At 69.5% G+C, this 10,086-nt stretch carries 9 protein-coding genes; 3 read left to right on the top strand and 6 right to left on the bottom strand.

What is annotated here, in order from left to right; all coding sequences use genetic code 11:
• Positions 1–208: 208 nt before the first annotated feature.
• The 5 genes from VGZ32_RS04515 to VGZ32_RS04495 form a co-directional block, all read right to left on the bottom strand.
• The gene (locus VGZ32_RS04515) at positions 209–1,186 is read right to left on the bottom strand and encodes a hypothetical protein (protein ID WP_326884528.1); all 978 of its coding nucleotides are present in this window, start codon (positions 1,184–1,186) and stop codon (positions 209–211) included.
• A gap of 283 nt (positions 1,187–1,469) precedes the next feature.
• Positions 1,470–1,913: a YbaB/EbfC family nucleoid-associated protein gene (locus VGZ32_RS04510; protein WP_326884527.1), complete on the bottom strand. Its 444-nt coding sequence runs from the start codon at positions 1,911–1,913 to the stop codon at positions 1,470–1,472.
• A 215-nt stretch (positions 1,914–2,128) separates the two neighbouring features.
• Entirely contained in the window at positions 2,129–2,863 is a 735-nt protein-coding gene (locus VGZ32_RS04505; protein WP_326884526.1) for a response regulator transcription factor, read from the bottom strand.
• A 501-nt stretch (positions 2,864–3,364) separates the two neighbouring features.
• Positions 3,365–4,258 carry an SDR family NAD(P)-dependent oxidoreductase gene (locus VGZ32_RS04500; RefSeq protein WP_326884525.1) on the bottom strand — a complete coding sequence of 298 codons (894 nt, stop codon included), beginning with the start codon at positions 4,256–4,258 and terminating at the stop codon, positions 3,365–3,367.
• A gap of 10 nt (positions 4,259–4,268) precedes the next feature.
• The gene (locus tag VGZ32_RS04495) at positions 4,269–5,276 is read right to left on the bottom strand and encodes an alcohol dehydrogenase catalytic domain-containing protein (RefSeq protein ID WP_326884524.1); all 1,008 of its coding nucleotides are present in this window, start codon (positions 5,274–5,276) and stop codon (positions 4,269–4,271) included.
• Positions 5,277–5,560: 284 nt separating this feature from the next.
• Here VGZ32_RS04495 and VGZ32_RS04490 point away from each other — a divergent pair, with 284 nt between their 5' ends.
• On the top strand, positions 5,561–6,451 hold the full coding sequence (locus tag VGZ32_RS04490) for a LysR family transcriptional regulator (protein WP_326884523.1): 891 nt from the start codon (positions 5,561–5,563) through the stop codon (positions 6,449–6,451).
• 58 nt (positions 6,452–6,509) lie between these two features.
• Here the strand turns inward: VGZ32_RS04490 and VGZ32_RS04485 are convergent, their stop codons facing one another.
• Complete coding sequence (locus VGZ32_RS04485; RefSeq protein WP_326884522.1) at positions 6,510–8,024, bottom strand: MFS transporter; 1,515 nt, start codon at positions 8,022–8,024, stop codon at positions 6,510–6,512.
• Between the two features lie 171 nt (positions 8,025–8,195).
• Here VGZ32_RS04485 and VGZ32_RS04480 point away from each other — a divergent pair, with 171 nt between their 5' ends.
• Together VGZ32_RS04480 and VGZ32_RS04475 are read left to right on the top strand one after the other, a co-directional pair.
• Positions 8,196–8,897 (top strand): helix-turn-helix domain-containing protein, encoded by a 702-nt coding sequence (locus tag VGZ32_RS04480; protein ID WP_326884521.1) that lies wholly within the window; start codon positions 8,196–8,198, stop codon positions 8,895–8,897.
• 185 nt (positions 8,898–9,082) lie between these two features.
• Entirely contained in the window at positions 9,083–10,051 is a 969-nt protein-coding gene (locus VGZ32_RS04475; protein WP_326884520.1) for an NADP-dependent oxidoreductase, read from the top strand.
• Positions 10,052–10,086 lie beyond the last annotated feature (35 nt).

Genomic DNA, 10,086 nt, shown 5'->3' with positions numbered 1-10,086 from the left:
TACTCACAGCAAGACGCCCCCAGCACGCGACAGCACCTCCGGAACGGGTGCGCTGCGACGCCCGCCCCGGACCACGTGCCGCCGCCAGGTGGCGAGTCGATTGTGCGACGCGACGCGGTTCAGCGAGATGCCGGGTCGACCCGGCATCTCCCGAAGCTCGCTACGCATCGCACGATCTCCTCGCTGAGATAAGTGACGATCGGATTAACTAGGCCCGCCGCGGGGCTTTGTCGCCGGTGTCCGGGCGGATGTGAGTATCCGCAGGGGTGCCGGTGTCGCCTTCCGCACGAGGCTTGAGGTCGATCCTGGCTTCGTGCGCACCGTGCGTGGGATTGGCATGGGCTTGTCCCGCACCGGACTTGAGGTCAATCTTCGCCTCGTGCCCACCGGGCATCGGATTGGCATGGGCTTGTCCGGCACCAGGCTTGAGGTCAATCTTCGCCTCGTGCGCACCAGGCATCGGATTGGTAGTAGCTCGCTCCGCACCAGGCTTGAGATCGAGGCTGGCCTCCCGCGCACCAGGCACGGGACTGGGATTGCCTTGCTGCGCACCAGGCTTGAGATCGAGGCTGGCTTCCTGCGCACCAGGCATGGGACTGGTAGCAGCTCGCTCCGCACCAGGCTTGAGGTCGAGGTTAGCCTCCTGCGCACCAGACTTGAGATCGATCCTGGCCTCCTGCGCACCAGGCATCGGACTGGGATTGCCTTGCCCCGCACCAGGCTTGAGGTCGAGGTTGGCCTCCTGCGCACCAGGCATCGGATTGGTAGTAGTTCGCTCCGCACCGGGCACGGGATTGGTATTGCCTTGCTGCGCACCAGGCTTAAGGTCGAGGCTGGCCTCCTGCGCACCAGGCATGGGATTGGTAGTGACATCCTCCGCACGGGGCTTGAGGATGATGTTGCCTTCCTCCGTTTGGGTGTAGCCACGAACCGATGTGTTAACACCGTCTTCGATGCCGACCAAGGTCCCCACCAGGCCATCCGCCGACTGCACCCACTGGCTCAGCGCGCTCGTATGCGCATCGCGGAACTGTCTTCCCGCGGCGTCGTCGCCGGCCGCGTCAGACAGCGGCTCTTGGCTCGCCACCAGAGCACTGCGCGCCGCCGCGGCGAACTGCCGGGCTGCGGCGATCTGCGGCAGCAGCTTGGCCATCAGATCGGTGTCAACCGATGTCGTCTCGCCCATCTGAACCATCCACTCCCTCAATGCTCGCCGTGGCACCGCGAATCGGTGTTCGCGCACTTCGCCGCTTGCCGACAGCGCCGTGACAGGACGCCTTAACAGCGGTTCGCCGTGATCACGGCCGGACTTTCCTGGGGACCTGCCTGGTCGAATTCTCGCGACCGATATTCACAAGCTATTCAGGCGGTATATGACCTACTAGGTACAGCGGAGCACGTCTGCCCGAACGGACACCGGCGGATGGCTCCTTCTGCCAGCCACAGGAATCGAGTCGGCCCCGACGTGTTTATCCGTTGCCGCGTCCGTCCATCCCCGGCACACGTCCACTGTCGATGTAGTCCCGAACGGCGCCGGGCATTATCGAATTCTCCGGCAGCGCCTTCGACATATCGGCCTTGCCCTGGATCAGGTCGTCGAAGTTCAAGCCGGCGGGCAGCTCCGGCTGCATCAGTTCCCGGAGGGCGTCCGTGGCCTTGACCTTCGCCTCGGCGACCGCGCCGAGGATGGCCTCGGAAAGCTCGTTGGGCGCCATCCGCTTGTACGCCCCCGTGGGGAACTCGATCCCGGTCAAGTCCCCCTGCGCACCGACCGTCACCTTGATCGTCTGGCGCGGAGTCGTCGCCGTCGCCGAGATCTCCCGGATACTGCGCTGCAGCTCGGCGGTGCGCGCGCGGCGCTTGCGGTACTCCTCCATCAGTCCTTCGAGCTCGTGTTCAAACGGCAGGCTCATCTCACATCACCTTCAGTCGCGTGTTCCCGCGGCAACGTCCATGTACTGCGATCCTGCGCCTGCCTGCGCTACGGACGAACCGTCCAGACCTGTGAGTGCCCGACACATCCTTGACCGCTGCCCTGTCGGTCACAGCGCTCGAAGCACCGCGGCCGCGCATGAAGCCTGCTCGACCCACGTTTCCCGATCGGACATCGGCGCGTGTCCGCGCCGACTCAGATGGCACCGTTGCGCAGGGCGAAGGCGACCGCGTGAGCCCGATTGCGCAGCCGGCAGCGAGTCAGCACGCCATGGATGATGTTCTTGACCGTGCGCTCGGAATAATGGAGCCGTTCGGCGATCTCCGCGGTCCCCAACCCTTCCGCCAGCAGACCCAGCACGTCCGTCTCGCGGGCCTCCAGGCCGGCCGTCGTCAGACCCTTGGGCTCCAGCACGTCCTGCTGGATCCCCCTGATCTGATTCATCACCCAGCCGAGCGCCACCCCGGGCATCTCGAGGCTGCCCTCGCGCGTCGCCGCTATCACGCGCAGGATCCGGTCGAAGTCAGCCTCCTGCCGCGGGATCACGCTGACCAGGCCGCAAGAGATCGCCCGCAGCAGCTGATGCTCGCGGATCCCGTCGCCGACCAGCACGAACCGGACATCGCGCTGCGCGGCGTCCGCGACCTGCTGCATCCACGCGAGGGTCTCATCGGTGATCCACGACACCAGGATCAGGATCACCTCGGCCTCGTGCTGCCTGCTGGCCGGCAGCACTTTCACATGAGGGCACGAATCCAGGTACACCGCAGCGCCCTGTCCTGTGATCGGGTCACCCGCGAGCACCGCGACCGTGATCGGGCCCACTGTGGACGCCTGTGGCAGGACCGTCCGGCGCGCCGCGGGCTGAGGAGGCACCGACATCGCCGCCGAGCGCTGTTCCTGGACGGCGGCGGGACGGCTGGCGACCATCACAGGGTCTTGACGAGCAGTGGGCTTGACATCCAACACGACGATCCACTCTTCCCGAAGGTGGCGTCTCGACGACGCGGCTGACGTGGCGCTCTTCAAACATGATACGTATTATGCTCGCTGTACAGAGCGGAGTAACGCTGTGAGATCGTCAGGCGGAGCGGGTGTGCGTGCGCCGCCGGGCCGACTGAAGCAGGCCACTGGATTTGCGCCCTGACCACGCGGGCCGGCCGACTGCCGTCCCGCTAACAGGATTCTCAGTCGGACTCATGGCTGCCCACACCCCAACTCAGCGCCCTCACAAGAGCGTTCGTTTCGCCGCCGTGGCGAAGCTCTCAAATGGAGTACGCATTTCACGCTGGCATTGCTCAATCGCAGCCGCACTTCGTGGGAAGTCCGTTCAGCCAGGCTGCTCACGCCGGTCAAAACGTGCAGGGGCCAGAGCCCGCGAACCGGGAGTGATTCCGGTTCGCGGGCTCTGGCCCCTCGAGGTTTCAACCGTCAGGCGGTGTGTGGGTGGAGGATGTCTTCCAGGCCGATGCGGGTGAGGAACTGCTCGCGGATGCGGTCGGCCACGACGGAGACCTCTTCCGAACCGTCGTCGGCGGGGTCGACGTGCACGCGGAACGGGCGGCTGCCGTGCGGGGTTTCGACGACCTCGACCACGGCGTCGGCGACCTGGGAGACGTTCGCGTCCGCGGGGGCGAGTGCGGCCAGGCGCTGGGAGACCTGGTCCATCATTCCGGCGTAGCGCTCCTCGTAGGCCTTGACGATCTCCAAGTCCTCGGGGTGGCCGCCGGTCGCGAAGTGATTGGTCCCCGAGGTGAAGGCACCCGGGACGACGATGGTGGTCTCGATATTGAAGCGGGCCAGTTCCCCCGCGTAGCTCACGGCCAGTGCGTCCATGGCCGCCTTCGCGGCGAAGTACGGCGCGAGGTAGGGCGGGGTGCCGCCGCGGGAGCTGGTCGAGCCAATCCAGAGCAGCAGGCCCTCCCGCTGGGCACGCAGAATCGGCAGCACCGCCCGGTTGACGCGTTGGGTGCCGAGCACGTTGGTGTCGTAGACCGCGGCGATCTCCTCAGGGGTGAACGCCTCGGTGGGGCCGGTGACCATATGCCCGGCGTTGTGCACGACGACGTCGATTCGGCCCTGCTCGGCGACGATCGCGCCGATGGCGGCGTCGGCAGACTCCTGCGACAGGACGTCGAGTTCGGCAGTGCGCAGATCCACCTGGTGCGCGTCGGCGTAGTCGGCGGCCTCGGCGACTCGGCCGGCGTTGCGGCGGGCGGTGTCGCGCATCGCGGCGTACACGGTGTGACCCCGGTCGGCCAGCGCACGAGCGCTCAGCGCGCCGAAGCCGGAGCCCGCACCGGTAATGACAATAACCTTACTCATTGGATCTCCCTCAGAAGACGATGACGGAGCGGCCCTGGCCACGGCCCGCGGCCATGTCGTCGAGCGCACCGGACGCCTGGTCCAGGCTGATCGGCGTCACGTCGGGGATGATGCCGTGGCGGGACGAGAACGCGAGGGTGTCGCGCAGGTCGTGCGGCGATCCGGAGGGCGAGGCCATCACCCGCAGCCGGTTCAGCACCATGGGCTGTGTGGGCAGGGTCAGCGGGTCGGGACCGTAGCCGCAGAGCAGCAGGGTGCCGTCGGGGGCCAGGCCGCCGAGCGTGGCGGCCGCCGCGGCGCTGGACGGTGCCGCGTTCAGGATCAGCTCGGCGCCGCCGTCCCACGCCTTGAGCGCCGCGGCCGGATCGGTGTCGCCGCTGGCGATGTACAGTTCCGCGCCGAGCTGTTTGGCCTGGTCCTCACCGCGGCGGGACCGGCCGATCACCGCGACGCGCGCGCCCATCGCGACCGCGTAGCGCACGGCCATGCCGCCGACGCCGCCGAGACCGATCACCGCGACCCGCGAACCGAGCGCCGCGCCGCCCTTGCGCAGGCCGTTGAACGCGGTGATGCCCGCGCACATCAGCGGCGCGGCGGCCACCGGGTCCAGGCCGGTCGGCAGCGGCGTGACGAACCCGGCCTTGAGCACCGCGTACTCGGCGTAGCCGCCGTCGGCCACGATTCCGGTGATGCGCTTTTGGGCGCACAGGATCTGCTCGCCGCGCACGCAGTAATCGCAGTGCCCGCACGAGTCGTAGAGGAACTGGGCGCCGACCGCGGTGCCCACCTCCGGCCAGGTGACGCCGGGGCCGACAGCGACGACCGTGCCGGTGATCTCATGGCCGGGGATGACGGGGAAGCGGGCGAAGGGATAGTGGCCGCGCAGCAGGTTCAGGTCGGAGAAGCACACGCCGCAGGCGGTGATCTTCACTAGCACCTCGCCCGCCGCCGGCTCGGGCACGTCCAGATCGCTCACGGACAGCGGTTGGTCGACGGCGGTGGCGATGGCAGCGCGCATGGCGGAACAACTCCCTCGACCCGGATCGTGCCCCCGGCCGCGATCGGCGATCACGCTCGGCGAGCAGGGCTGGGCGTGCCGGCGCAGCGGAGGTCCGCACCGGAGCGGCGGCGTCCGCCGTGCGCCCACGGGCGGCCGACGTGCGGTTTCGGCCCGTCACATCCAGTCCTATGATTTATGTCGCCAGTCTTCAGGCGAAGGTCCCCCGGCGTCCAAGGCTTCTTTCGACGTGATCGATGCAGCCGAGGCATCGATGGCTACGGGTGGGTAGGAGATGTCAGGCAGTGGATCCGGACCTGGACCTGCGCAAGGTGCGCTACTTCGTCGCGGTGGCCGAGCGGCTGCACTTCGGCCAGGCGGCTTCGGCGCTGCACATCACCCAGCCGGCCCTGTCCCGCCAGATCCAGCAGCTCGAGCGTGACCTCGGCGTCGAGCTGTTCGCGCGCAGCAGCCGCGAAGTGGCCCTCACTCCCGCCGGCGAGGCGTTCTTCCGCAGCGGTCGGCAGCTGCTGGCCGCCGGTCGAACGGCGCTGGAAGGCGCCCGCCGCGCGGCCGCCGGGGACCACACGCTGCGGGTCGGATTCATGCTCGCCATGGACACGGAAGCGGTGCTGGCGGCTTTCGGCGCGCGCCACCCCGGGGTGAGTGTCCTGCTCCAGCGTCTGCGCTGGTGGAAACACGCTGAATTGATACTCGACGGCAGCGTCGATGCCGGCTTCGTGCGGCTGCCCATCGCCGGTGAAGGGCTCGAGCTGCTGCCGCTGTACACCGAGCCGGTCAGCGTCGCGCTCCCCGCTTACCACCCCCACGCGAGCCGATCCGAAGTCGGCATCGCCGACATCGCGGACGAGCCCGTTCTGCACTACGCCGACGCCATCGCCGCCTGGAACGCCTTCTGGTGCGTCGACCCGCGCCCCGACGGAACCCAGGCCCGCCGCGGGCCGGTCGTGCACGACATGGAGGAGATCGTGGAGTACGTGCGGACCGGTCGGGGTGTGGCGTTCCTCCCGGCGGTGGTCTGCGCCATGTTCCCGCGGCCCGGAATCGCGTATGTGCCCGTCACCGACATCCCGCCCGGCCAGGTGGCGCTGGCCTGGGCGGCCGGTCGCCGCACACCGCTGGTCGACGGCCTCGCCGAAGCCGCCCAGCAGACCGTCGGCGACGGGCGAGCATGACGGCGCCCCTCCCGCTTGTCGCTGCGGGAGGGGCGCCGGGTGAGGGCTTCGGCGTGGACTATGCGTGCACGACCGGGGCGGCGTCCGGGTCGACCGGGTCGGGCTTTCCGGCGCGCAGGATCAGGCCGCAGATGACCGCTCCGGCGGCGAAGATCGCGGCCGCCCACCAGAACGCGACGACGTAGCTGTGGATCTGGGCGTTCGCCAGCACGATCGGGTTGTGCAGGTTCTTGCCGACCAGGTACGCCGTGCCCGCGGAGGCGGCCAGCGAGTTGAGCAGCGCGGTGCCGATCGACCCGCCGACCTGCTGCGAGGTGTTGACCATGGCGGAGGCGACGCCCGCGTCGTGGTCCCGGACGCCGGAGGTCGCGGCGTTCATCGCCGGGGCGAAGACGGCGCCCATGCCGACGCCGATGACCAGCAGCGGTCCGAGGATGTCGGCGGCGTAGGTGCTGGTCAGGCTGATGCCGGTGAGCCAGGCCATGCCGCCGGCCGCGATCGCCATGCCCAGGAAGATCAGCGGCTTCGCCCCGATGCGCGGGTAGACCTGGATGGTCATGATCGTCGCGGTGAGCATCAGGACGCCGACCATCGGCAGGAACGCCACGCCGGTCGCGACCGGCGAGTAGTGCAGGATGACCTGCAGGTAGTAGTTCAGGAACAGGAACACCCCGAACATGCCGATGCCGGTGATGAACATCGCCAGGTAGGAACCGCCGCGGGTGCGGTCGAGCACCACGCGCATCGGCAGCAGCGGGTGCGCGGCCCGGGTCTGCCAGGCGGCGAACAGGGCGAGCAGCACGCCGCCGCCGGCCAGGAAGCCCCAGGTGCTCGGGGCGCTCCACGGGTGCGACTCGGCGTTGGCGAAGCCGTAGACGATGCCGAACAAGCCGGCGGAGACCAGGAGCGTGCCCGGCAGGTCGAGCCTCGGCCGGTCCTCGACGCGCTGCTGACGCGGGATCAGGACGGCCGCCCCGGCGATGGCCAGGACACTGATGCCGACGTTGACGAACAGCGTCCAGCGCCAGTTGAGGTACTCGGTCAGCACGCCGCCGAGCAGCATTCCGATCGCCGCGCCCGAACCGGCGATGCCGCCGAACACGGCGAACGCGGTCGCGCGCTCCTTCGTGTCGGTGAAGGTCGTGCTCAGCAGCGAGAGGGCCGCGGGGGCGAGGATCGCGCCGCCCGCACCCTGCAGCGCGCGGGCGATGACGAGCACCTCGAAGTTCGGCGCCGCGCCGCCCAGCGCGGAGGCGCCGGCGAAGGCGACCAGGCCGACGAGGAACATCACCCGCCGTCCGACCAGGTCGGAGACGCGGCCGAACAGGAGCAGCAGGCTGCCGAAGGCAAGCGAGTAGGCGGTGACGATCCACTGCCGGTCGCCGTTGGAGAAGGCCAGGTCCTTCTGCGCGTCGGGCAGCGCGATGTTCACGATCGTGACGTCGAGCACGATCATCAGCTGGGCCAGGCCGATCACGGCGAGGGTCCACCAGCGTCTGGCGTGGTGGCGGTCGTGCGCCGGGTCTTGTTCGTGGACCGGCCTCCCCACGGCCGCCGTCCGGGTCTCTGACATGGCTGCTCCCGCTTATCCGGAGGTCTCTCTTCCGCTTCAGGGACGAGCGTAGCATAGGAAGCGGAATGTTGTCCTCCATATGGAGGGTCATCTTCCGATTAACCTCCGACGGCGCCGGATCCGCTGGATCGGGCCTGATGGGCGGGGGAGAAAGGTAGGCTGCGAGCTGCCATGGATGAGGGACAGATCACCACCACCGCCCCGGCGCGGCCGCTGCGCCGAGACGCCGAGCGCAACCGGCAGCTCATCCTCGCCACCGCGCGGGCCCTGTTCGCCGAGCGGGGCCTGGCCGCCTCCCTCGAGGACGTGGCCCGCAGCGCGGGCGTGGGCGTGGGCACCCTGTACCGCCACTTCCCGAACCGCGAGGCGCTGATCGACGCCCTGTTCGCGGACGCGATCGACACGATCGTCCGGATCGTCGACGAGGCGCTGGCGATGCCGAGGGGCTGGGACGGGCTGCAGCATTTCATGGTCGCGCTGCTCGAACTGCAGGCGCGCGACAAGGGCCTGCGCGACGTCCTGCTCGCCCAGCGGGCGAACGACCCCGCCGACGACATCCTGCGCGAGCGCATCAAACCGCCGCTGGAGACTCTGGTGCAGCGGGCGAAGGAGCAGGGCGACCTGCGTGCGGACATGGTCGCGGCGGACGTCTCGGTCCTCGAGGTGGCCGCGGTCGGCGCCGCGGAGTTCGTCGCCGCCGCCGGTCCCGAGGCGTGGCGCCGGTACATGACGATCGTGTTCGACGGTATGCGCGCGCGGCCCGAGGGCGGCAACAGCCGGCTCGAGCAGCCGCCGATCGACGACGACCGGTTGGAAGTCTGCTTCGAGGGCTGGAAGTACGGCTCGCGACAGATTCCACGCCAGCACCACTAGGCTCGCGCCCGGCGACGCAGACCGGTCGCTCAGCGCATCACGTCGGTCGCGTATGGTGACGAAAGTGCGAGCCCTCCGTTTTCCTTGTGCAGGAGCCCGCCGACGGGGGGCGCCGCGGTTCCGCCGGACGCCGGTGCGCCCGGTCGGGACCGGCCGACCCACACGCTCATTGCACGCCCTGGAGAATGACCACCGCCATGCACGCCATGCAAGCCGTCGTCGTCAGCGAGTTCGGAGCCGAGCCCCGGCTCGCGCAGCTGCCCGTCCCCGAGCCCGGACCCACCGAACTGCTCGTGCGCATCCATGCCGCGGGGCTCAACCCCTCGGACTGGAAAGTCGCGGACGGCGCCCTCAGAGACGTCGTGCCTCACACGTTTCCGCTGGTGATGGGCTCGGACGGCGCCGGGGTCGTCGAGAAGGCCGGATCGCGGGTCACCCGTTTTCGCGCAGGCGACCGTGTCTTCGGGCAGTTCATGCACGTCCAGCGCGGCCTCGGCTCTTACGCCGAGTACAGCGTCGCCGATCAGGACGGCGCGATCGCGACGATCCCCGACGGCGTGCCGTTTCCCGTCGCGGCGTCGCTGCCCACGGCCGGGGTGGCCGCCTACCAGGCCGTCGAGGCCGCGCGCGTCAAGCCGGGGCACGTGGTGCTGATCAACGGGGCCAGCGGCGGCGTCGGGCAGTGCGCGATCCAGTTCGCCGTGCTGGCGGGAGCCCGCGTCCTGGCCACCGGCGCCACCGACCTCGCCGGCCATCTGCGGAGCCTCGGCGCCGCCACGGTCTTCGACTTCACCCGCGCGCCCACGCACCGGCAGGTCGCCGCCGCGTATCCGGGCGGAATCGACGCGATCGTCGACCTGGTCACCCCGGCGGGCGGCGACCTTCAGGCCATGAGCGCCCTGATCCGCCCGGGCGGCACGCTGGTCAGCGCCAACCACGCGGCCCCGCCGGAGGCGTTGGCCGGGCGCGGCATCCGCGGGATCAACCTGTCCAGCGCCGCGAGCGCCGACATCCTGACCAAGCTCGCCGAGCTCGCGGCGACCGGCGACCTTCGCGTGCACATCGACCGGCAGGTACGCCTGAGCGCCGCACCTGCCGCCGTGGCCCACGCTCGCGTCAGCCATGCCCGAGGAAAGACGCTGTTCCTTCCCTAAGCTGCCGCCGCTCCTCGCCTCACGGCCCTGGCACG

Origin of the sequence: Actinocrinis sp. (assembly GCF_035938995.1) — a bacterium.
Lineage (GTDB): Bacteria > Actinomycetota > Actinomycetes > Streptomycetales > Catenulisporaceae > DASZGI01.
Note: the sequence above shows the minus strand (reverse complement) of the source record. Positions and strands in the feature narration are given on the sequence as shown.

Bases quoted from the DNA above. Each gene is read 5' to 3' on its own strand.
- VGZ32_RS04510 (WP_326884527.1), bottom strand. From the start codon at position 1,913: ATGAGCCTGCCGTTTGAACACGAGCTCGAAGGACTGATGGAGGAGTAC.
- VGZ32_RS04500 (WP_326884525.1), bottom strand. From the start codon at position 4,258: ATGAGTAAGGTTATTGTCATTACCGGTGCGGGCTCCGGCTTCGGCGCG.
- VGZ32_RS04480 (WP_326884521.1), top strand. From the start codon at position 8,196: ATGGATGAGGGACAGATCACCACCACCGCCCCGGCGCGGCCGCTGCGC.
- VGZ32_RS04505 (WP_326884526.1), bottom strand. From the start codon at position 2,863: ATGGTCGCCAGCCGTCCCGCCGCCGTCCAGGAACAGCGCTCGGCGGCG.
- VGZ32_RS04495 (WP_326884524.1), bottom strand. From the start codon at position 5,276: ATGCGCGCTGCCATCGCCACCGCCGTCGACCAACCGCTGTCCGTGAGC.
- VGZ32_RS04515 (WP_326884528.1), bottom strand. From the start codon at position 1,186: ATGGGCGAGACGACATCGGTTGACACCGATCTGATGGCCAAGCTGCTG.
- VGZ32_RS04475 (WP_326884520.1), top strand. From the start codon at position 9,083: ATGACCACCGCCATGCACGCCATGCAAGCCGTCGTCGTCAGCGAGTTC.
- VGZ32_RS04485 (WP_326884522.1), bottom strand. From the start codon at position 8,024: ATGTCAGAGACCCGGACGGCGGCCGTGGGGAGGCCGGTCCACGAACAA.